This window comes from Arthrobacter sp. NPDC092385 (assembly GCF_044755105.1).
In the GTDB taxonomy this organism is placed as follows: Bacteria; Actinomycetota; Actinomycetes; order Actinomycetales; family Micrococcaceae; genus Arthrobacter_D.
In genome coordinates this window covers 12,511-33,565 of the sequence record NZ_JBIVQL010000014.1, presented here as the reverse complement: position 1 = coordinate 33,565, position 21,055 = coordinate 12,511, and the positions used below count along the sequence as shown (strand labels likewise).

26 protein-coding genes are annotated in these 21,055 nt (G+C 70.7%); all 26 read left to right on the top strand.

All coding sequences use genetic code 11. The features are described 5' to 3' along the window. The first annotated feature begins 28 nt into the window (after positions 1-28). Positions 29-859: a flagellin gene (locus ACIQCY_RS15365; protein ID WP_400484770.1), complete on the top strand. Its 831-nt coding sequence runs from the start codon at positions 29-31 to the stop codon at positions 857-859. A gap of 143 nt (positions 860-1,002) precedes the next feature. Then, complete coding sequence (gene fliD / locus ACIQCY_RS15360) at positions 1,003-2,376, top strand: flagellar filament capping protein FliD (RefSeq protein ID WP_400484769.1); 1,374 nt, start codon at positions 1,003-1,005, stop codon at positions 2,374-2,376. A gap of 4 nt (positions 2,377-2,380) precedes the next feature. Then, the gene (gene fliS / locus ACIQCY_RS15355) at positions 2,381-2,830 is read left to right on the top strand and encodes a flagellar export chaperone FliS (RefSeq protein ID WP_400484768.1); all 450 of its coding nucleotides are present in this window, start codon (positions 2,381-2,383) and stop codon (positions 2,828-2,830) included. Next, positions 2,823-3,224: a hypothetical protein gene (locus ACIQCY_RS15350; RefSeq protein WP_400484767.1), complete on the top strand. Its 402-nt coding sequence runs from the start codon at positions 2,823-2,825 to the stop codon at positions 3,222-3,224. Before fliS ends, ACIQCY_RS15350 begins: the two co-directional genes overlap by 8 nt. Before the next feature lie 126 nt (positions 3,225-3,350). After that, positions 3,351-3,692 carry a flagellar basal body rod protein FlgB gene (gene flgB, locus ACIQCY_RS15345; RefSeq protein ID WP_400484766.1) on the top strand — a complete coding sequence of 114 codons (342 nt, stop codon included), beginning with the start codon at positions 3,351-3,353 and terminating at the stop codon, positions 3,690-3,692. Then, positions 3,692-4,084: a flagellar basal body rod protein FlgC gene (locus ACIQCY_RS15340; RefSeq protein ID WP_400484765.1), complete on the top strand. Its 393-nt coding sequence runs from the start codon at positions 3,692-3,694 to the stop codon at positions 4,082-4,084. Before flgB ends, ACIQCY_RS15340 begins: the two co-directional genes overlap by 1 nt. Then, entirely contained in the window at positions 4,084-4,395 is a 312-nt protein-coding gene (fliE, locus tag ACIQCY_RS15335; protein ID WP_400484764.1) for a flagellar hook-basal body complex protein FliE, read from the top strand. The genes ACIQCY_RS15340 and fliE overlap by 1 nt, the downstream gene beginning before the upstream one ends. Further along, positions 4,395-6,035 carry a flagellar basal-body MS-ring/collar protein FliF gene (gene fliF, locus ACIQCY_RS15330; protein WP_400484763.1) on the top strand — a complete coding sequence of 547 codons (1,641 nt, stop codon included), beginning with the start codon at positions 4,395-4,397 and terminating at the stop codon, positions 6,033-6,035. The genes fliE and fliF overlap by 1 nt, the downstream gene beginning before the upstream one ends. A gap of 5 nt (positions 6,036-6,040) precedes the next feature. Further along, entirely contained in the window at positions 6,041-7,054 is a 1,014-nt protein-coding gene (gene fliG / locus ACIQCY_RS15325; RefSeq protein WP_400484762.1) for a flagellar motor switch protein FliG, read from the top strand. Next, positions 7,044-7,667 carry a FliH/SctL family protein gene (locus tag ACIQCY_RS15320; protein WP_400484761.1) on the top strand — a complete coding sequence of 208 codons (624 nt, stop codon included), beginning with the start codon at positions 7,044-7,046 and terminating at the stop codon, positions 7,665-7,667. The genes fliG and ACIQCY_RS15320 overlap by 11 nt, the downstream gene beginning before the upstream one ends. Further along, the gene (locus ACIQCY_RS15315; protein ID WP_400484760.1) at positions 7,664-8,980 is read left to right on the top strand and encodes a FliI/YscN family ATPase; all 1,317 of its coding nucleotides are present in this window, start codon (positions 7,664-7,666) and stop codon (positions 8,978-8,980) included. The genes ACIQCY_RS15320 and ACIQCY_RS15315 overlap by 4 nt, the downstream gene beginning before the upstream one ends. Then, positions 8,980-9,414, top strand: a complete 435-nt coding sequence (locus ACIQCY_RS15310; protein WP_400484759.1) for a flagellar FliJ family protein — start codon at positions 8,980-8,982, stop codon at positions 9,412-9,414. Before ACIQCY_RS15315 ends, ACIQCY_RS15310 begins: the two co-directional genes overlap by 1 nt. Beyond that, on the top strand, positions 9,411-10,157 hold the full coding sequence (locus ACIQCY_RS15305) for a C40 family peptidase (protein WP_400484758.1): 747 nt from the start codon (positions 9,411-9,413) through the stop codon (positions 10,155-10,157). The genes ACIQCY_RS15310 and ACIQCY_RS15305 overlap by 4 nt, the downstream gene beginning before the upstream one ends. Before the next feature lie 662 nt (positions 10,158-10,819). Continuing rightward, complete coding sequence (locus ACIQCY_RS15300) at positions 10,820-11,812, top strand: flagellar hook-length control protein FliK (protein ID WP_400484757.1); 993 nt, start codon at positions 10,820-10,822, stop codon at positions 11,810-11,812. 15 nt (positions 11,813-11,827) lie between these two features. Then, positions 11,828-12,262 carry a flagellar hook assembly protein FlgD gene (locus ACIQCY_RS15295; RefSeq protein WP_400484756.1) on the top strand — a complete coding sequence of 145 codons (435 nt, stop codon included), beginning with the start codon at positions 11,828-11,830 and terminating at the stop codon, positions 12,260-12,262. Between the two features lie 48 nt (positions 12,263-12,310). Continuing rightward, positions 12,311-13,483, top strand: coding sequence for a flagellar hook protein FlgE (locus ACIQCY_RS15290; protein ID WP_400484755.1), 1,173 nt, complete (start codon positions 12,311-12,313; stop codon positions 13,481-13,483). Positions 13,484-13,649: 166 nt separating this feature from the next. Further along, complete coding sequence (locus tag ACIQCY_RS15285) at positions 13,650-14,009, top strand: flagellar FlbD family protein (RefSeq protein WP_400484754.1); 360 nt, start codon at positions 13,650-13,652, stop codon at positions 14,007-14,009. Then, the gene (locus tag ACIQCY_RS15280) at positions 14,010-14,846 is read left to right on the top strand and encodes a motility protein A (protein WP_400484753.1); all 837 of its coding nucleotides are present in this window, start codon (positions 14,010-14,012) and stop codon (positions 14,844-14,846) included. It abuts the gene before it with no gap. Next, positions 14,843-15,769 carry a flagellar motor protein MotB gene (locus ACIQCY_RS15275; RefSeq protein WP_400484752.1) on the top strand — a complete coding sequence of 309 codons (927 nt, stop codon included), beginning with the start codon at positions 14,843-14,845 and terminating at the stop codon, positions 15,767-15,769. The genes ACIQCY_RS15280 and ACIQCY_RS15275 overlap by 4 nt, the downstream gene beginning before the upstream one ends. 51 nt (positions 15,770-15,820) lie before the next feature. Continuing rightward, positions 15,821-16,732 carry a flagellar motor switch protein FliM gene (locus ACIQCY_RS15270; protein ID WP_400484751.1) on the top strand — a complete coding sequence of 304 codons (912 nt, stop codon included), beginning with the start codon at positions 15,821-15,823 and terminating at the stop codon, positions 16,730-16,732. After that, a complete protein-coding gene (fliN, locus tag ACIQCY_RS15265) occupies positions 16,729-17,433 on the top strand; it encodes a flagellar motor switch protein FliN (RefSeq protein WP_400484750.1) in 705 nt (234 codons plus the stop codon). Before ACIQCY_RS15270 ends, fliN begins: the two co-directional genes overlap by 4 nt. Continuing rightward, positions 17,433-17,978: a FliO/MopB family protein gene (locus ACIQCY_RS15260; protein ID WP_400484749.1), complete on the top strand. Its 546-nt coding sequence runs from the start codon at positions 17,433-17,435 to the stop codon at positions 17,976-17,978. Before fliN ends, ACIQCY_RS15260 begins: the two co-directional genes overlap by 1 nt. Before the next feature lie 119 nt (positions 17,979-18,097). Further along, positions 18,098-18,916 (top strand): flagellar type III secretion system pore protein FliP, encoded by an 819-nt coding sequence (gene fliP, locus ACIQCY_RS15255; RefSeq protein WP_400484803.1) that lies wholly within the window; start codon positions 18,098-18,100, stop codon positions 18,914-18,916. A 1-nt stretch (position 18,917) separates the two neighbouring features. Next, positions 18,918-19,193 carry a flagellar biosynthesis protein FliQ gene (gene fliQ, locus ACIQCY_RS15250; protein ID WP_208739138.1) on the top strand — a complete coding sequence of 92 codons (276 nt, stop codon included), beginning with the start codon at positions 18,918-18,920 and terminating at the stop codon, positions 19,191-19,193. Position 19,194: 1 nt separating this feature from the next. Continuing rightward, positions 19,195-19,953 (top strand): flagellar biosynthetic protein FliR, encoded by a 759-nt coding sequence (locus ACIQCY_RS15245; RefSeq protein WP_400484748.1) that lies wholly within the window; start codon positions 19,195-19,197, stop codon positions 19,951-19,953. A 1-nt stretch (position 19,954) separates the two neighbouring features. Continuing rightward, on the top strand, positions 19,955-21,055 hold the full coding sequence (locus tag ACIQCY_RS15240) for a flagellar biosynthesis protein FlhB (protein ID WP_400484747.1): 1,101 nt from the start codon (positions 19,955-19,957) through the stop codon (positions 21,053-21,055).

The following is a 21,055-nucleotide window of genomic DNA, read 5'->3' as shown; positions in this document are numbered from 1 at the left end:
ACGCAGCCCTTTCACGGAGGAATACATCATGGGTTTCCAGATCAACACGAACACCGCGGCCAACACCGCATACCGCAACCTCTCGAGCACCCAGGGCGATATGTCCAAGTCGCTCGAGAAGCTCTCCAGCGGTCTCCGCATCAACCGTGCAGCCGACGACGCCGCCGGCCTGGCGATCTCCGAGGGCCTGCGCTCGCAGATCGGCGGCCTCGGAGTTGCAGCCCGCAACGCCCAGGACGGCATCAGTGTGGTCCAGACCGCTGAAGGTGCATTGACCGAGGTCCACAGCATCCTGCAGCGCGTCCGCGACCTCGCGGTCCAGTCGGGCAACGATTCGAACAACTCGGACGCACGTGACGCGATCAAGGCTGAAGTCACCGCGCTGTCCGAAGAGCTGACGCGAATCGGCAACTCGACGAACTTCAACGGCACCAAGCTCCTCGACGGTAGTGCTGACCTCACCTTCCAGGTGGGTGCGGGAAGCACGGCGGCGAACGATCAGATTGGCGTCGATCTCACGGGTGCGAATATCTCGACTCTGGGTACGACCGTCGGCGCACTGAACTTCGATTCTGCAGCGAACGCTCTGACGACGATTGCCGCTCTGGACACGGAGATCACGGCTGTCTCCAAGTCGCGCTCCGAGCTCGGTGCCGTGCAGAACCGCTTCGAGTCCGCGATCAACAGCATCAACGTCTCGCAGGAGAACCTCTCCGCGGCCAAGTCCCGCATCACCGACACCGACATGGCGAAGGAGATGGCGGACTTCACCCGTTCGAACATCCTCTCGCAGGCCGGTACCGCGATGCTCGCGCAGGCCAACCAGATGAACCAGGGTGTCCTTCAGCTCCTCCGCTAAGCGGTGAGTATGTAGGCGAAGGGTGCACGGTGGCGGGACTGATCCTGGACCGAGAGGTCCCGCCACCGCGCATTCGCCTTCTGAACGCTGACAGCAGCACCCCGTAGAACCACGCACCGTCCCAGCCCCCGAGAGGTAGACCCATGGCGTTCTCCATCGACGGCATCGCCAGCGGGCTGGACACCACGAACATGATCAACCAGCTCATGCAGCTGGAAGCACGTCCCCAGTCGATCCTCAAGGCCAAGGCCACCTCGACGCAGGGCTTCGTCACCGCCCTGCAGCAGCTGAACACCCGTTTGAGCTCGCTCACCGAGCTCGCCACCAAGACCGCGAAACCCCTGGCCCTGGACCTCTACAAGCTCGCCAGCAGCTCCGACGCCGCCACCGCCACCGCGACGTCGTCCGCCGGGGCCGGCACCCTCGACTTCACCGTCCGGCAGCTCGCCTCCTCGCAGTCCTCCGTCACCGCGGTCATGACCTCCTTCTCCCCCGGAGCCTCTACGCTCACCGTGAAAGCCAAGGACGGCACGACCACCGAGATCGCGACCACCGGGAGCCTCGACGACGTCGTCGCCTCCGTGAACAAAGCCGGCGTCGGCATCACCGCCACGAAGGTCAGCGCCGGGACGGACGCTGCCGGCGTGCCGCAGTACCGGCTCCAGTTCACCGCGCAGGAGCCCGGTGCCGAGCACGGCTTCGCGGTGTTCCGCGGGACCGCGGCGGATGTCGCCGCGAGCACCGCACCCGATCTCTTCGCCGAAACCGGTGCAGCCACCGTCCGCACCGCCAAGGACGCCGAGGTGGTCCTCTGGGGTGGGACAGCCGCGGAGCAAGTGGTGAAGTCGTCGTCGAACACGTTCGCCGACATCCTGCCCGGCGTCTCCGTCACCGTCGCGAAGACCACCACCGAGCCCGTCTCGGTGACGGTCTCCCGCGACGCCGAGGCCACCACCACGAAGGCGAAGGACCTCGTGGAGGCCTTGCGCGGCGTCTTCTCCTTCGTGGAGGCCAACTCCAAGGTCACGCCCGGCGCGACGGCCAGCGCCGCCCCGACGTCGGGCCGGTTCACGGGTGACAGCGCCGTGCGGGGGATCGCGCAGTCGGTCCTCACGGCGGCGACGGCACCGATCAACGGAAGGTCGACGTCGGAGCTCGGGATCACGCTCACCCGTTCCGGAACCGTCGAGTTCGACGCCGAGAAGTTCGCCGCCGCGCTCGCGAAGGACCCGGTTGCCGTGAAGGATGCGCTCACGCAGCTTTCGAAGCGTGTCGCGGCGGCCGGCAAGGCCGCCTCGGACAAGTACGACGGCGAGCTCACGCGCCGGATCACGAGCCAGGAATCGACGGTCCGCAGCCTCAACGACCAGGTCTCCGGCTGGGACACCCGGCTCGAGAAGCGCCGGGCGACGCTCGAACGCACCTACTCGGCGCTCGAGGTCCAGCTCTCACAACTCCAATCACAGGGGGACTGGCTGTCGTCCCAGCTGGCCGGACTCCCCACCAACGGAAGCTAGCCAGATGCTGCAGAGAAACGGATACCAGGCCAAGCGCTCGCAGTACGTGCAGGACGCCGTCCTCTCGGCGACTCCCGCCGGTCTGCTGACCATGCTCTACGACCGCCTCCTGCTCGACCTCGCGCGGGCCGGTGCCGCCCAGGAGACGGGGGACTGGGCCGTGGCGAGCGAGAACCTGCTGCATGCCCAGGACATCGTCGGTGAGCTGATGTCCTCGTTGCGTACGGACATCTGGGACGGCGCTGCCGGCCTCATGTCGCTGTACACCTACGTGCGGCAGACCCTCGTCGAGGCCAACACCACCCGGAACCGGGTCAGGACCGCGGAGTGCGCCGAGATCCTGGAGCCGCTGCGCCAGGCGTGGCACGAAGCCGCCCGCACGGGCGAGGTGATTCCCGCAGCCGTGTCCGACCAGGCTGCGCCGCGGTCCCTCGGAGTGCTCGGCATTGGCTGACGTGCAGCTCCCGGCCGACGAGCGACAGCCCGGCCCGGCCCGGCCCGACCCGGCCCAGGCCGCGGGCAGCGCAGACGCAGCGGTCACCGCCTGGACCTCCGTTCTCGACGCCCTCGAGGCTGCCGTCGGCGAGGCCGAGGCAGGCGAGCTCACGCCCGCGACCCTCATGCACCAGGCCGCCGCCCTCAGCAGCTGGACGCCGCCGCGGATGGACGGTCCCATCCCGAATGCCCTCGTGGCCCGTGCCCGGGGCATCAACGGCCGCCAGCGGAACGCGCTGGAGCGTCTCGGCGCCGAGCTCGGATCCCTGCGGCGGCACCGCTCGGCACTCGGGTCGGTGCAGGCGGCGACTGCCCGGCAACTGCCGGCCGTCTACGTCGACGTGGCCGGCTGAAAGTTCCTGCCGAAAGCACCTAACAACCTGTCGGACCACGTCCGATAGTCGCCGGTGAGCATGGATCGCTCACCTTCCTGGCCATGGATCGGCCGTTCAGCCTTGCAAGAAGAGGTTCTGCCGCCCGTGCTCGATTCCGTGTCCTCGCTCGCCCTGCGTAGTGCCCTCGACGGGCTCGCCCTGCGCCAGCGCGTCACTGCGAACAACATCGCCAACGTCAACACGCCCGGCTTCCAGGCCCAGCGCGTGAGCTTCGAGGAGGCCCTGGCGCGCTCGGTGTCGACGGGCAGCGGAAGCGTGCAGGCGACCACGGACACCTCGCTCGAGCCGACCCGGCTGAACGGCAGCAACGTCAACCTGGACACCGAGACCCTCTCCAACATCGACACCGTGCTGCGCTTCCAGTTCGCCGCGCGTGCCGTGGAGGGCCCCTTCACCAGCATCCGCACCGCCCTGAGGACCAACTGATGACCTTCGACGCAATCGGCATCTCCGGCACGGGCCTCACCCTGCACCGCAAGTGGCTCGACGCCGTCGCGGACAACATGGCCAACGCCAACACGGTCACCGCCACGGACGGCGCCGCGTTCCAGCAGCGCTACATCACCGCACGCGCCGACGGGAACGGGCAGGGCGCCTACGTGGCCGGTGCCGAGTTCGGCAGCGCCGAGGGACGCCTGGTCCATGAACCGAACCATCCCCTCGCCGACGCGGACGGCTACGTCCGCTACCCCGACATCGACATGAGCGCCCAGATGGGCCAGCTCATCATGGCCCAGCGCGGCTACCAGGCCAACGCCGCCGTCGTCGACCGCGCGAAGGCCACCTACGAGGCCGCCCTCCAGATCGGACGCAACTGATGCCCATGCCCGCGATCCCCGCGATCGGTGCTGTCCAGCCCGTCGCCACGTCCTACCTGCCATCCGCAGGCGCGGTCTCCGGCGCCGGCGACGGCGGCTTCGCCACCTCGCTCACCTCGGCCGTGGACAACCTGCAGTCCCTGCAGTCGGCGTCGAACGAGCTCGCCGTGCAGGCCGTCACCGGCGACCTGACGGACATCCACAACGCGACGCTCGCCTCGACGCGTGCGCAGGTGACGCTCGAACTCGTCGCGGCCGTACGGAACAAGGGCGTTGACGCCTTCAACGAGATCATGAGGATGCAGGCCTGATGCCCACGCCCCTGTCGTCCGCCGCGACCCGCCTCGGGGACGCCGTGAAGAGCTTCACCATCGCCCAGCGCACCATCGCCATCATCGGCGTCGCCGTCCTCGTGCTCGGCGGGATCGCCCTCACGTCCTGGCTGTCCAAGCCCTCCTACACCCCGCTGTTCTCCGGGCTGAGCGGCGAGGATGCCAGCACCATCGTGGACCAGCTCCAGACCGACGGCGTGCCGTACGAACTGACGAACGGCGGCGGCACCATCCTCGTGCCCGAGGGCGCCGTGTACGACCAGCGGATCAAGGCGGCCTCCGCGGGCCTGCCCTCCTCGTCCACCGGCGGGTACTCGCTCCTGGACGACATGGGCGTGACGTCCTCCGAATTCCAGCAGTCCACCACCTACAAGCGGGCACTCGAGGGCGAGCTCGCGGCGACGGTCTCCGCGATCGACGGCGTCAAGACGGCGACCGTCCGCCTCGCCATTCCCGAGGACACCGTCTTCGTGGCGGAGCAGGGCAAGCCGACCGCATCCGTGTTCGTGGAGACCGACCCGGGGGCCACCCTGTCGAGCGACCAGGTGCAGGCGATCACGCACCTCACGTCCGCCTCGATCGACCGCATGGACTCCGCCGACGTCGCCGTGATCGACGCCGAGGGCCGGGTTCTCTCCGCGGTCGGCGTCGGCGCCACCGGCGGCAGCGACCAGCAGGCCTCCGACTACGAGAAGCGCATCGGCGCGTCCGTGCAGGCGATGCTCGACCGCGTGGTCGGTGCAGGCAACGCCACCGTAGCGGTGGCCGCGGACATGAACCGGGAGACGGCCGAGCGCGTCGAGGAGACCTTCACGACGCCGGAGAACGCCCCGGCGCTCAACGAATCGACCACCACCGAGGCCTACGAGGGCGCCGGCGGCGGCAACGCCGGAGTCCTGGGCCCGGACAACATCGCCGTGCCGGAGGGCGGCGCGAACGGCGACGGCACGTTCAACTCGGAGTCGAGCACGCGGAACAACGCCGTGAACAAGACCACCGAGTCCACGACGGCGCCGGCGGGCGGCATCAACCGGCAGACCATCTCCGTCGCCGTCAACCAGCGTGCGACGGCGAACATGGACGTGGCGGCGCTCACGGCGCTCGTCTCCAGCGCAGCGGGCATCGACGCAGCACGCGGCGACGTGGTGACGGTCGAGGAACTGCCCTTCAACGAGGCCGGCGGCAAGGATGCAGCGGATGCCCTCGCCGAGGCGGAGGCGGCACAGGCCGAGCAGCAGCGTGCAGAGCTCATCCGGACGCTGTCCATCGTCGCGGCCATCCTGTTCGTCGCCATCGTGGCACTCGTCGTCTACGCCCGCCGGTCCCGCCGGCAGCGACGCGAACCCCTCGACCTCGGCGAGCTGCAGGGCGTCTATCCCGCGATCCCCGGCCCCGTGTCGCCCGCGATCGATCCCGCCGTCGGGCTGATCAGCGCCGTCGAACCCGCTCCCAGCACCACCACGATCGACGTCGCCGCCGTCCAGAGCGCCCTGCAGGCGGCATCGGCGGAGTCCGAGCTGGAGCGTATGCGCTCCGAGGTCGATGCCCTCGCCTCCCAGGACCCGGCGAAGACCGCCGAGTTCCTGCGCAGCATGATGGATGACAGGCAGAGCGTGTGAACGCCATGGCGATCATCAATCCCACGGGTACGCAGAAGGCCGCCATGGTCCTCATGCAGCTGGAGCAGCAGCACGCCGCGTCGGTCCTGAAGCAGATGTCGGAGGCCGAGGCAGAGGAGATCGTCGCCGAGATCGTACGACTGCAGCGGGTGGAGCCGACGCTCGCCGAAGAGGCGCTGGCGGAGTTCCACGAACTGGCGACCAGCGGCAGGCGCCGCACACGCGGAGGCATGGACGTCGCCATCGGCCTGCTCGAATCCTCCTTCGGAGCCGAACGGGCCGCCGGTGTGGTGGGCCGCCTGGCCTCGACCGCTGCCGGGCAGTCCTTCGAGTTCCTCGACTCCGTGGACCCCGGCCAGATCCAGACCGTGCTGGAGGGCGAACTGCCCCAGACCATTGCGCTGGTGCTCGCCCACCTGAAGCCCGAGCACGCGTCGACCGTCCTGGCCGGGCTCGATCCTGCCGGCCGCACGGATGTCGCCCAGTGCATCGCGACCATGGGGTCGGCGACGCCCGAAGCCGTCTCCGTGGTGGCGGAATCCATCAAGGCCCGGGCAGGCGCGGTTGCCGCTCCGCACCAGGGAGCCTCGACGATCGGCGGGATCCAGCCGCTCGTCGACATCATCAACCGGGCCGATCTCAGCACCGAGCGTGAACTGCTCGAAGGCCTGGAGGGCCGCGACCCGGTGCTCGCCGAGGAGGTGCGCGCGCGCATGCTGACCTTCGCCGACATCGTCAACCTCGAGCGCCGCGACGTCCAGCAGGTGCTGCGCGGCATCGACTCCGCCGTGCTCGCGCTCGCGATGAAGGGCGCGGCCGAGGCCGTCGTGACCGTGATCCGCGGCAACGTCTCCGAGCGGAACAGGGAGATCCTCGACGACGAGATCCGCGCCGTCGGACCGGTCCGGGTGTCGCAGGTGGAGGAGGCCCGGGCAGAGGTGGTCCGCGCCATCCGCGACCTCGAGGCCCAGGGCGTCATCACCATCCAGCGCGGAGACGAGGACGAGTATGTCAACTGACGCCCTCGTGCCCGTCACGTTCCCCCGTCTCGGGCCCGCCTCCGGACAGGCCGTCGACGACATCGCGTTCGCACGCGGACATGCCGCCGGCTACGCGTACGGACTGTCCCTGGCCCGCGTGGAACTCGCCGAACGCAAGGCGGCGGCGGATGCCGAAGCCGGGGAGGCCCGCCTCCAGGCGGAGGCTGCCGCGGGGCAGCGCCTGCGCGTCCTCGACGCCGCGACGCGTGCGCTCGACGCGCGGACGGCACCCGTCCTCGCCGAGGCGACCGGACGTATCCTCGACATCGCGTTCAGCATCGCCGAGGACCTGGTCGGGTACTCGCTGAAGGATGGCCCGTCCTCCGCCCGGGCCGCCGTCGCGCGTGCCCTCCAGGGGACGGCGAGCGAGGAGGTACGGGCCGTGCGGCTCCACCCCGCGGACCTCGCACTGCTGGAAGCCGACGAAGTGGTCCGTCCCGGACTCGTCCTCGTCGCCGATGCCTCCCTCGGACGGGGAGATGCGGTCACCGATCTTCCCCAGGGGACCATCGACGCACGGCTCAGCACGGCTCTCGCCCGGGTACGTTCCGTGCTCCGTGATGCCGGCGCAGCAGGCAGCAGTGCGCCATGACCCTGCTCATCGATGAGGTGGTCCAGCGGGCCCGCACCGCGGCCTGCCCGCAGCGCGTGGGCCGCGTCTCGTCCGTCGTCGGCCTCGGCGTCGACGTCGTGGGCCTCGACTGCGCGATCGGGGACCTCGTGACCATCGGCGACGCCACGCCCGTGGACGCGGAAGTGGTCGCAGCCTCGCTCACCGGCCTGCGCTGCATGCCCTACGCCCACCTCTCAGGCATCCAGGCGGGAGCACCGGTCCGCGCCCAGGGGACACCGCTGCTGGTACCCGCCGGTCCGGGCCTGCTCGGACGCGTGCTCGACGGCGTCGGCCGGCCCATCGACGGCCGCGGGCCGCTCACCGACGTCGTCTGGTTGCCCCTGGACAACACGCCACCGGCGGCACTGGACCGCAGCCGCATCACCGAGCCGCTGCAGCTCGGCGTCCGCGTTCTGGACACGCTCACCACCGTGGGACGCGGGCAGCGCATGGGGCTCTTCGCCGGGTCCGGCGTCGGCAAGTCCTCCCTGCTGTCGATGATCGCCCGCGGTACGGACGCCGCCGTCTCGGTGATCGCCCTCGTGGGGGAGCGCGGACGGGAAGTCCGTGACTTCCTCGAGGACGATCTCGGGCCGGAGGGCCTCGCCCGGTCGATCGTGGTGGTCTCGACGTCCGACGAACCCGCGCTCCTGCGCCTGCGTGCAGCGTTCGTGGCCACCCGGATCGCCGAGGCATTCCGTGACGGCGGCGCCGACGTCATGCTCATGATGGATTCGCTGACGCGTGTGGCCATGGCGCAGCGCGAGATCGGCCTCAGCGTCGGCGAACCTCCCGCGACGCGCGGGTACCCGCCGTCCACCTTCTCCCTGCTCGCCCAGCTCCTCGAACGTGCCGGCACCGGAGCCACGGGATCCGTGACCGGCATGTACACCGTGCTGGTGGACGGGGACGACCACAACGAGCCCGTGGCCGACGCAGCCCGGTCCATCCTCGACGGTCACGTGGTGCTCGACCGCAAGCTGGCCGTCGCCGGGCACTTCCCGTCGATCGACCCGCTGGCGTCGATCTCGCGCGTCGCGTCCCGCGTCACCACGCGCGAGCAGGCGGGCACGGCCGGCGCGCTCCGCCGGGCGCTCGCCGCACGCAAGGCGGCACAGGACCTCATCGACGTCGGGGCGTATTCCCGCGGATCCAATCCGCTGGTCGACGCCGCGGTGGACCACGAGGCCGCCGTGAACGCCTTCCTGCAGCAGCGCATGGACGAGCAGACGCCGTACGACGAGGCCTGGAACCGCCTGGCCCACCTCACCCGATCGATGGGAATCGCCTGATGGCACGACACTTTCCCCTGGCAGGCCTGCTGCGGCTGCGGCAGTTGCGCGAGGACGAGGCCGCGGGCTCCCTCGCGGCAGCGAACCAGCGCCTTCGCGCGTCCCGCAGCCGCGTGGACGGCGTCAGCCAGGCCCTCGACGGCACGGACATCAGCCCTGCCGGCTCCGCGTCCCTGTACGCCGTGGCCGCAGCCCGGTCATCGGCGCGTGGCATGCTCGCCGACCTGCACGCGCTCGAGGCGCAACTGCAGTCCCAGCAGGACTCCGCGCAGGACCAGTACCGTGCCGCACGGGCGGCGACCGTGGGCCTCGAGAAACTCGCGGACCGCCACCGGGACACGGAGGCGACGGCGCTGATCGGCGCCGAGCAGCGTGTCCTCGACGAACTCGCATCGACCAGCTGGGCCCGGCGCAGCGGCAAGGACAGGACATGACACTCACCGACGCGGTAGGCCGCATCCAGCAGATCCAGTCCACGCTGACCATGCTCGCCGCCCCGGCAGCGAGGGCGCAGGCCACGCCACCGGTCACGACGACGACCGTCGGTTCCTCGGCAGCCCCCGTGCAGTCCGGCGCCGCGGACCGCTTCGCCGAGGCGCTCGCGGAGGCCGTCGTGCCTGCGGACATCCCCGGTGCCGGCGGTGTGGCGGAGGTTCCGGGTGCGCCCGTCGCCGTCGCCGTCCCCGGCCCCGTCCCGGCCTCGGCCGACGCCGCGCGGCTCATCGAGGCTGCCCGAGCGTACGAGGGGGTGCCCTACGTCTGGGGCGGCACCGACCCGGCCACGGGCCTCGACTGCTCCGGATTCGTGCAGCGTGCCTACGCCGATATCGGCATCCAGCTGCCGCGCGTGACCTGGGACCAGATGAATGCCGGCACGCGCGTGCCGTCCCTGGCGGAGGCCCAGCCGGGTGATCTCCTGTTCAGCCTCGACGGCGGACACGTCTCCATGTACCTCGGCGGGGGCAAGGCGATCGACGCCCCGCAGCCGGGCAAGACCGTCTCCGTGCGGGACATGTGGGAGACCGACGCGAACCTCACCACCATCCGGCGCATCCTGCCGGCAGCACCCGCAGGAGAGGCGTCCGTCGCCCCCGCGGCCCCGACGGCGGTGCCAGCTCCGGGCGCCGCGGACGCGTCTGCTGCCCAGGCCGCGTTCCTCGCGAGCATGGCACGATGAGCCCGCTCCAGGTGCCTTCCGCCGTGACCCCTGCCCGTGATGCCGTGCGCACGGCGCGTCCGGCTCCTGGCAGCCGGGACGGAGCACGGGGGGCCTCCTTCGAAGACCTGTACACCAGGCACTCGGCGCAGCGAGCGGGCGGATCGCCCGCGGGTTCCGCAGCCGGAGCCGCGAGGGCGGCTCTCGTGCACACGGCCACCCGATCGACGTCCTCGGGGTCCCAGGCTTTGGGCTCCCAGGGTACGGGCGCCCAGGCCCCGACCGACGCTGACCCCGGTGCCCGACCCGGTGCCCGACCCGGTGCCCGACCCGGTGCCCGACCCGGTGCCGGACCCGGTGCCGGACCCGGTGCCGGACCCGGTTCCCGACCCTGTGCCGGCCCCGGTGCCGGCGCGTCCGCCGGTCCGATTGCCGGGACTGCCGCGATTGCGGCCGGTGCGCCTGCTGGTGTCGCTGTCGGCACGCCCGCGGGATCATCCGGCGCTCCGGCAGCCGGTGCGGCGGTGCAGACTGCTGCCGTCCGGGGTGACACGGGCCCAGCGGTGAGTGACGCACTTGCTGCGGGACCAGCCGCCACCACACCGGGCACAGCGAGTGGCCCAAGCACCAGCCGGTCCTCGACCGATGCGGAGCCCGCCGGCACGGATGATCCGACTCCCGCCATGGCCCCGGCCGCGGCACTTTCCGAGGCACTCGTGCCAGCGGCCCCGGCCGCGCCCACGAGCATCGGCTCCGGTACGGCTGCTGTCGGCTCCGGCTCCGGTACGGCTGCTGCCGGCTCCGGCTCCAGCGACCAGACGGCTCCGGCGATGCCCGTCACCCCGACGCCGGTGACGCCTGTGACAGCATCGCTGCCGGTGACGCCAGTGACAGCAGCGCTGCCGGCTCCGGCAGCGGCTGCCGGAGGTGGGGCGCCTGCGGAGGGCGGGACGAGCGGCGGAGCCGTGGAGGGCGCAACGCCCGCTGCAACGCCAGGCAGCACGGCCAGCGCAAGCTCTCCGGCGCCGCTCACGGCGCAGGGCCCTCCAGCGGACCCGGCTTCCGGCACCACCCCGCCGGCACCCGGCAGCAGCTCACCCGGCCAGGCAGCGTCCGTTCCCGCACCATCGGCGGAGCACATGGATGCGGCCCAGCTCCCTGCCGCTCTCCGGACGGAGGGGGCGGTGCCCGTGCAGCAGGCACCGGCGGCCGCCGTCGTCGGGAGCTCTCCTCCCACGAACGCACCGGTCCGCCCACCCGCCGTGCCGCTGCCCCAGCAACTCGGCGCACCCGCATTCGCGCTCGCGCAGACCGCGGCCGAAGCCCCCGGCGGAACGAGCACCATTACCGTCACCCTCGCGCCGGACGATCTCGGTCCCATCAGCATCCGCGCCAGCTTCTCCCCGGACGGCACGAGGATCGAGTTCTTCTCGGCCACCGACACGGGACGCGAAGCCCTGAAGCAGGCGCTTCCGGAGCTGCGGCGCGAAGCGTCGTCGTCGGGCCTGTCCGCCTCCCTCGATCTCGGCACCGGCACCCCGGACGACGGCCAGGGCCGGGCGCGCAGGGAATCACCGGAGCCCGCTCCCTCGCCGGAACACCGGCCCGCTGCCACCCCGACACCCTGGACCAGCCGCCCGGTCCCGGGCTCCTCGACCCTCGACCTCTTCGCCTGACCCGGAAGGACTGCCATGCCCATAGATGCGGTCGCCCCCGCGACCTTCGCCCCCACCGAGACACCTGCTGCCGGGACCCGCAAGCAGGCCATGGACTCCGAGGTCTTCATGTCGCTGCTCGTGAGCCAGCTGCGCAACCAGGACCCGAGCGCTCCCATGGACACCAACCAGATGATCTCCCAGACCACGCAGCTGGCCATGATGGAGAAGATCACGCAGATGACGGGAATCAACGAGGAGAACTTCCACCTCCAGATGCGCTCCTCCGCTGCCGCGCTCCTCGGCAACGAGGTCTCCTACACGGGCGCCGACGGCATCATGACGCGCGGCCTCGCGACCGCCGTCTCCTACAGCGGCCCCGTCCCCACCGTCACCATCGGCGGCAGGAGCATCGCCCTGGACCTCGTGTCCGGGGTCGGCACCCTACCCACCGCCCCACCCGCTTCATGACCCCGCACCAGAGACCCTGATCAGCCCTCCGCACCGAAAGGCACCACCATGCTTCGCTCGCTCTACTCCGGCATCTCGGGGCTCCGCTCCCACCAGACCATGCTCGACGTCACCGGCAACAACATCGCCAACGTCAACACCACCGGATTCAAGGCCTCAGCCACCCAGTTCCAGGACACGCTGTCCCAGCTGACCCAGGGCGCAGGCGCACCGCAGGAAGCGCTCGGCGGCACCAACCCCGCCCAGGTGGGCCTCGGTGTGCAGGTGGCCGGTGTCGTCACCAACTTCTCCCAGGGCTCGGCTCAGGCGACCGGCCGCTCCACCGACATGATGATCAACGGTGACGGCTTCTTCATCACGCGCCTCGGCGGCGAGACCCTGTACACGAGGGCCGGCGCGTTCACCCCCGACGCCGAGGGCCGGCTCGTCACTCCGGACGGTTCACTCGTCCAGGGCTGGCCCGCCGTCAACGGCGTCGTCCAGCAGGGCGGGGCCGTCGGCGACCTGCGGATGCCGAAGGGTGCGGTCTCCCCGGCGCAGGCGACGACGACGGCGCGGGTCACGGGCAACCTCCCCTCCGATGCCGCCGTAGGCACCCGGATCCTGCAGGAGAAGGAGGTGTACGGTGCGGACGGCACCCCCCGCAACGTCACCCTGACCTTCACGCGATCGGCAACCGGCTGGACCGTCGCGGGCCAGGACGCGAACGGTGCCGCGGGCACCACCGAACTCCTGCTCCCCAACGGCCAGGCCGCGGCCGGTTCGTCCGTCACGGTGGGCGGCATCGCCGTCGACCTCTCGGCCGTCACCGGTTTCGCCGAGCTCAAGACCGTCTCCATCTCCGAGCGCAACGGCCGGGCGGCGGGCACCCTCGAGTCCTTCACCGTGGGCGCTGACGGCACCCTGGTCGGAGCCTTCAGCAACGGCAACCGCCAGCCCCTGGGCCGGGTCGCGCTCGCCGGGTTCGTGAACCCCGCGGGCCTGGAGAAGGCGGGCGGCTCGTCCTACCGCGCAACGGCGAACTCGGGCGCGGCGGAGATCGGCGCCGCCGGGGCCAACGGCCTCGGGTCCCTCGACGCCGGCAGCCTCGAGATGTCGAACGTGGACCTCTCGCAGGAGTTCACGAACCTGATCGTCGCCCAGCGCGGCTTCCAGGCGAACGCCCGCATCATCACCACCTCGGACGAGGTTCTCCAGGAACTCGCGAACCTCAAGCGCTAGGTCTCCGGCCGGGTGCCGTGGCAGCGCAGGCTCCGGCACCCGGCAGGGACCCTCACCCGGGGGGAGTGACCGGCCCGGAGCGGATCGCCGCTCTTACGAAACCGCCATGCCTGCCGACAGTGGTGGGAAGAGGCCCCGCCGGGGCGTCCCGACCCCAGGATGTCCGATGATCGTGGTGACCAGGCTCAACGAGAGCCAGTTCGCGGTGAACCCTGACCTCATCGAGCGCATCCACGAGAGCCCCGACACCACCCTGGTGATGGTGGACGGCGCGAAGTACATCGTCACCGAATCGCTCGACGAGGTGATCGACCTCATCACCTCCTACCGCGCGCGCATCATCTCCCTCGCCCGGTTCCTGACACTGGATCCCGCGGATCCCGCTGACGGCGGAGGACCGGCGGGCCCGTCCGGGCACCGTCCGCTCGGGCTGGTCCGGGAGCACGACGCGGAACCCGGTACCGCACACCCTGATCACACTCCGGACGCAGGCACGCCCACCCAGCTCCGACCAAGGAACACGTAAATGGATCCCGCAACAATCGTCGGCATTCTCATCGCCTTCGGTGCGCTGTACGCGATGATCACCCTGGAACATGCGAGCGTCGAGGCGCTCCTGCTGCCCGCCCCGATGATCCTCGTGTTCGGCGCCACCCTCGCCATCGGTATCGCCGGCGGCACGCTCAAGGACTTCCTGGTCGCCGTGAAGGCCGTGCCCCCGGCGTTGATGGGCAGGAGTACGCCTCCCCAGGACACGATCGACAGCGTCGTGGTCCTCGCGGAGAAGGCGCGGAGCGAGGGGCTGCTGGCCCTCGAGGAGGAAGCCAACACCGTCAAGGACCCCTTCCTGCGCGGAGCGTTGCAGAACATCGCGGACGGCACGGACGGCGAGGAACTGCGCGAGATGCTCGAGGACGAGATCGACTCCGCCTCCCAGACCCACCGCACGGCGTCGAAATTCTTCGCGGGGCTCGGCGGGTACGCCCCGACCGTGGGCATCATCGGGACCGTCGTCTCACTGACCCACGTGCTCGAGAACCTCTCCAGTCCCGACAAGCTGGGGCCGATGATCGCTGCGGCCTTCGTCGCGACGCTGTGGGGGCTGCTCTCGGCGAACTTCCTCTGGCTTCCCATCGGTACCCGGATCAAGCGCCTCGGTGAGATGGAGACGGCCCGCATGACACTCCTGATGGAGGGTGTCCTCGCGGTGCAGGCCGGGAGCCAGCCCCGCCTGCTGGGCGAGCGGCTGAAGGCCATGGTTCCGCAGCACGCCCAGGGCAAGGGCGGCAAGGACGCAGCGAAGGGCAAGGGAGCGAAGGGCGACGCCGGACCCTCCGCAGCGCAGGGCAAGGCCGCCGCGTGAGCAAGCGCCCGCACCGCAAGCGGCGCGGCGAGGACCACGGCGAGGAACACCCGGACGAACGGTGGATGGCGTCCTACATGGACATGGTCACCGTGCTGATGTGCATGTTCATCGTCCTCTACGCGATGTCCTCCGTGGACCAGCAGAAGTTCGAGCAGTTGCGCGCCTCACTCGCCACAGGCTTCGGATCGGTGGAGACGGCCACGGTCGATACGGCCGAGGGCACCGTGGTCCCGGCAGAGCACGCCAACGACGAGGGCGAGTCCTTCACCGGGGGAGCGGCGGTCGTGGACGCGTCTCCCGTGACCCCGGAGGAGGAGGCGGGGTCAGCTGCCGTCACGGCACCCATGCCGTCGCCGTCGCCGTCGGCAGGAGGGGATGCCGCCGAGCCGACGACGGACCGTGAGCGGGCCGTCCAGGAGGTCGAGAACCTCCGCGCACTGCAGGAGCGCATCGACGCCGGACTCCGCGAACGCGACCTCGCCGAGGCCGTCCGGTACGTGATCGACGAGCGCGGCCTGACCATCCGGCTGGTCGGTTCCGAGACCTTCTTCCTGCCGGACAGCTCCCAGCTCACCGAGCAGACGCTGCGCGTTCTCGAGAGCGTGGGGCCGGTCCTGGCGTCCGTCCCGAACGAGGTGGGCGTCGAGGGCCATACGGCGCGCCTGCCCCAATCCGTTCCCCGGCCACTCGACTGGGAGCTGTCCACCGAGCGGGCCGTCAACGTGGTGCGGAACCTCATCGACACCGGGGGCGTACCCGCGCCGCGGCTTTCCGCCATCGGCTACGGCGAGTCGCGGCCACTCGCGCCAGGCACCAGCGAGGCGGAGCTCGAGTTGAACAGACGCGTGGACATCGTGGTGCACTCGGACGAGCCCGAAGGGGTGCGCGCCCTGATCCCGGAGATCGCCGCGGGTACCTGACCGGTACGCAAACCGCTAACACCCCGCCGTCGGCGTCCGATAGTCGCTGGCGTGACGGTCCAGGAACAACTCTCCTTTGGCGTGCCCTCGGCATCCGCCAGGGCGGTGGAGGTCTATGACTTCCGCCGGCCCACCACGCTCGCGCGTGAACACTCCCGCGTGCTCGAACTCGCCTTCGAGACGTTCGCCCGCCAGTGGGGCACGCAGCTCACCGCGAAGGTCCGCGTGATCTCGCGGGTCACGAGCGAGCAGGTCCTGATGCAGACGTACAACGAGTACGCCGCGTCCCTGCCGCCCACGACGGCGATGGTCCTGTGCGCGATCCCCGACCACCCGAGCAAGGCCGTCATCCAGTTCCCTGCGTCCGCGGGCCTCCACTGGGTGGACTCGATGCTCGGCGGCCACGGGACCGTTCCACCCGGCGAGCGGAAGTTCACGCAGATCGAGCAGGCACTCATCCGGCGCCTCATGGACGACGCCCTCGAGGGGCTGCACTACTCGCTGGGTTCGGTGTTGACCCACCAGCTCGGGATCGACTCCATCCAGTACAACTCGCAGTTCGCGCAGGCGGCATCGACCACCGAGCTGATGATCGTGGGCACGTTCGAGATCCGCGTCGGCGAGCGCTCGAGCCCGGCGACGGTCGCCATGCCCGCGCAGCTCCTGCTCCCGCAGCTGGGCGATGCGAACCCCATGGCCACCGGCGAGGACGCACGTGAGCTGATCGAGCAGCAGGTCGCGCACGTGCCGGTGGAAGTCGCCGTGCAGCTCACCGCGCTGCCGGTCCTGCCGTCCCGCATCCTCGACCTCGCCGTCGGGGATGTCCTGAAACTGAACCATTCCCAGCACCGGCCGTTCGAGCTCGCCGTCGACGGGAAGCGGCTCGGCGAGGCGGCCCTGGGCCAGAACGGCTCCCGCCTTGCCTGCGTAGTAGTGACCACCGAGGAGAACACCGCACCATGAACACCACCACCGCCGAGTACGAGGCCGCTGCATCACTCGCCGTCCGCCTTCCCCTGCCGGGCCCCCTCACCGCCGATTTGTGCGCGGCCTCCGAGGTCCCTGCCGCGAGCGCCTCGACCGCCGTCGTGGCGTCCTTCGTGGGAACCGCTTCCGCGGACCTCGCCGTCGTACTGCTCGACACCAAGCCGCTGATCGCGGCGGCCGGGACCCTTTCGCCGCTGGTCTCGCCGGCGGACGTCATGGCATCGGCGCTGGACGCGGCGTCGTCGTCCCTCGGGGACGGCGTCCTCGGAGCCCCCGCCGTCCAGGATGCGCTGCCGCTGTTCACCGACACCGAGACATCCGTCTTCCGCCTCACCGGTCCCTCCGGTACCGTCGGCTGGTTCGCCGTGCGCCTGCGCGGCGCCAAGCCCGGCGCGGCACCCCGCCGATCCTCGGCTCCGGCCAACGGCATCAACCTCGGCCGGATCAGCAACGTGGAGATGGCGATGACCGTCGAGATCGGCCGCACCCGCATGTCGGTGCGCGACGTCCTGGACCTCGAACCCGGCGCCGTGATCGAGCTCGACCGCTCCGCCGGCGCTCCGGCGGACGTGCTGCTCAACGGCCGCCTCGTCGCACACGGCGAGGTGGTCGTCGTCGACCAGGACTACGCCGTGCGCATCACCCAGATCCTCGACGTCACAGACGGCGCCCTCTAGTGGACGCCGTGGTCCTCGCCCTGAGGGTGCTGTTGTCCCTCGGCGTGGTGCTCGCGCTGCTCTTCGTGCTGCACCGGAAGGTCTCGAAGATCAACGGCAACCGCGCCGGAGCAGGGCTCGTCTCCGTGGTGGCACGGCAGGGAATCGGCCCGAAGGCCTCGATGGTGGTGGTCGACGCCGAGGGCACCCGGTTCTACCTCGGGGTGACCGAGCAGTCGGTGTCGGTCCTGCACTCCGCCTCCGCTCCGCGTGCGCTGCAGGCGGTACCCGCGGAGGACGCCGTGGCCGCGGCGCCCGGATCCGCCGCCGTGCCGGCGGCTACCCCAGGCCTGCCGGGAGAGACCGCCGATGCCCGATTCGCGGCGTCGCTGCGCCTGGCCGCGATGGCGCCGCCGGCCGAGGCCGAGCCGCCGACGCGCCGTTCCGCGCGTGCCGCCCGGTCGGCCGTGCCCGCACCGCACGCTGCACCCCTCCAGGGGTCCATCCTCTCGCCCGCCACCTGGAAGCAGACCACTGCATTCCTGCGCCAGGGACGGGCGGGGTGACGACGGCGGCCCTGTCCTCCGCGCGTCCGTCCCGTTCCGCCCGCGCCGCCCGCGCCGCCCGTTCGGACGGCGCGCGCTCGCGGGTGCCCGCCCTGCCTCCGCTCGTGGGGTCGGCACTCCTGGCCGCCTCGACCGTCCTGCTCGCCGTCGTGGTCATCCTCCTCGGAGCCGCCGCCGGCCATGCGGGCGAGCTGGACCCGAGCGTTCCCGGCCCGGTTGCGCCGTCGGCGCCCGCGGACCCCACGGCGCCTACCGCTCCGGGAGCCGACGACGGTCTCTCGGTCGAGATCAACGGGATCAACGGCGAGCCGAGCTCCGCCGTCCTCACGCTCATCGGCATCACGCTGCTCTCGGTGGCACCGGCGCTGCTGCTGATGATGACGTCCTTCACGAAGATCTTCGTGGTGCTCGCGATGACGCGCAACGCACTCTCGCTGCCGTCCATCCCGCCCAACCAGGTGCTCGCGGGACTGGCCCTGTTCCTGTCGCTGTTCATCATGGCGCCGGTGCTCACCGAGATCAACGAGCTCGCGGTGCAGCCCTACCTCAGCGGCTCGACGACGTTCACCGAGGCCCTCACGGACGGGGCCGGCCCACTGCAGACCTTCATGATGGCGCACACCCGCGAAGAGGACCTGGCGCTCATGACGCGCGCCGCCGGCCAGCCGAATCCGCAGGACGCCGCGAGCGTCCCGCTGACCACCCTGATCCCGGCCTTCATGATCTCGGAGCTGCGGGCTGCGTTCATCATCGGATTCGTGATCTTCGTGCCGTTCCTCGTGATCGACCTCGTGGTCTCCGCGGCGCTGATGTCCATGGGCATGATGATGCTTCCGCCCGTCATGATCTCGCTCCCGTTCAAGATTCTGCTGTTCGTCCTCGTGGACGGCTGGGGCCTCATCATCACCTCCCTCATCAACAGCTACCAGGGCGGTTGACGTGGATACCAACGCCGTCCTCGACATCGGGCTCGCCGGCATCTGGGCCGCGGCCAAGCTGTCCGCGCCCGTCCTCCTGACCGCCCTCGTGGTCGGGTTCGCCATCTCCCTGCTGCAGTCCATCACCCAGATCCAGGAGGTCACCCTCTCCTTCGTGCCGAAGGCCGCCGCCGTGTGCCTGGCCCTGCTCGTCTGCGGCCACTGGATGATCTCCGAGATGATCTCCTTCACCCACGAGATGTTCGAGCGCATCCCCGGCCTGCTCGGGGGCGGGTGACATGGAGATCGAGCTGGACCAGTCGCGGATCGAGGCCGTCATGCTCGCCGGCGTGCGGATCGTCGCCTTCCTCGTGATCGCCCCGCCCTTCTCCTACAAGGGCATCCCGGCCCGCGTGAAGGCGATGTTCGCCGTCGGGCTCGCCCTCGCGGTCTCTCCGCAGGTCACCGGCGGCTACGAGACGGGCGGCACCGGCCGGTACATCGGCGCGCTGGTGCTCGAACTGGTGGTCGGCGCCGCACTGGGCTTCCTGGTGCTGGTGGTCTTCTCCGCCATCCAGTCCGCCGGAAGCCTCATCGACCTCTTCGGCGGTTTCTCGCTGGCCCAGGGCTTCGATCCGCAGTCCATGGTCAACGGCGCCCAGTTCGCACGCCTCTTCCAGCTGACCGCGCTGACGCTGCTCTTCACGTCCGACGGCTACCAGCTGATCATCGCCGGGCTGGTCCGCACCTTCAGCGCGCTGCCCCTCGGTGGCGGACTCGACCTCGCGGAGCCTGCCGAAGCCCTCACCGGCGCCGTCACCGGGCTCTTCCTCGCCTCGGTCCAGATCGCCGGGCCGCTCATCGTGGTCCTCTTCCTGGCCGACGTCGGCCTCGGGCTCCTGACGCGCGTCGCGCCGGCCCTCAACGCCTTCGCCCTCGGCTTCCCGCTCAAGATCTTCATCACGCTCAGCCTCGGCGGCGTGGTGTTCGTGGCGCTGCCGCGCGTCGTCTCGACCCTCGCGGACGACGCCGCCTCGCTCCTGATGGGGGTGGGCTGACATGGCCGAGGATTCCGGCGAGCGGACCGAGCAGGCCACCGACAAGCGGATGAAGGACGTCCGCTCCAAGGGCCAGCTCGCCAAATCCGAGGATTTCACGGCGTGGGTGGGCGTCGGCGCCGCCGCGCTCCTACTGCCCTCCCTCATCTCCCGCTCGTCCGACGCGGCGACGGAACAGCTCGTCCGCGTCACGGACACCATCGCGAACCCCGACCCGGCGGCGGCCCTCGATGCGCTGGCCGACGGCGGCGCATCCCTGGCCGGGATCCTCGGCCCTTTCCTCGGCGTGCTGCTCGTGGCCGTGCTCGGCACCGCAGCCCTGCAGGGCGGCATCCACGTCAAGAAGTTCTCCGGGAAGTTCGAGCAGTTCAACGTGGTGACCGGCCTGAAGCGGATCCTCGGCGGGCAGGCCCTGTGGCAGGGCGCGAAGGCCCTCCTGAAGACGGCCGTCGTCGCGCTGGTGCTCGTCGTCGTGGTGCAGAACCTCATGCCCGTGCTGATGGCAGCCGGCGGGCTCTCGGTCGCCTCGCTCCTGAACACCGCGGGGGACGGTACCGCGGCCCTCCTGCGGGCCGCCGTCGTCGCCGGTCTCGCGCTCGCGGCGATGGATGTCCTCGTGGTGATGCGCCGCAACCGCAAGAAGACGCGCATGACGAAGAAGGAGGTCAAGGACGAGAACAAGAACTCCGACGGCGACCCCCTCATCAAGTCCCAGCGGCGCTCACGCCAGCTCGCGATGAGCCGCAACCGGATGATCGCCGCCGTGGGCGGGGCCGACGTCGTCCTCGTCAACCCGACGCACGTGGCCGTGGCGCTGAAGTACGAGCCGGGGCGGTCCGCGCCGCGTGTCGTCGCGAAGGGCGCCGGGGTGATCGCCGCGAAGATCCGCGAGGAAGCGGAGAAGAAGCACGTGCCGATGGTCTCCGACATCCCGCTCGCCCGTGCGCTGCATGCGGCGTGCGAGCTCGGGCAGGAGATCCCGTTCGAGAACTACGACCAGGTGGCCCGCATCCTGGCGTTCGTCATGTCCCTCAGGACCAGGGGGGCCGCCCGCGGCCTCCACACCCTGCCCGTCCGACCCGCAGCCGCCGGAGGCTTCTAG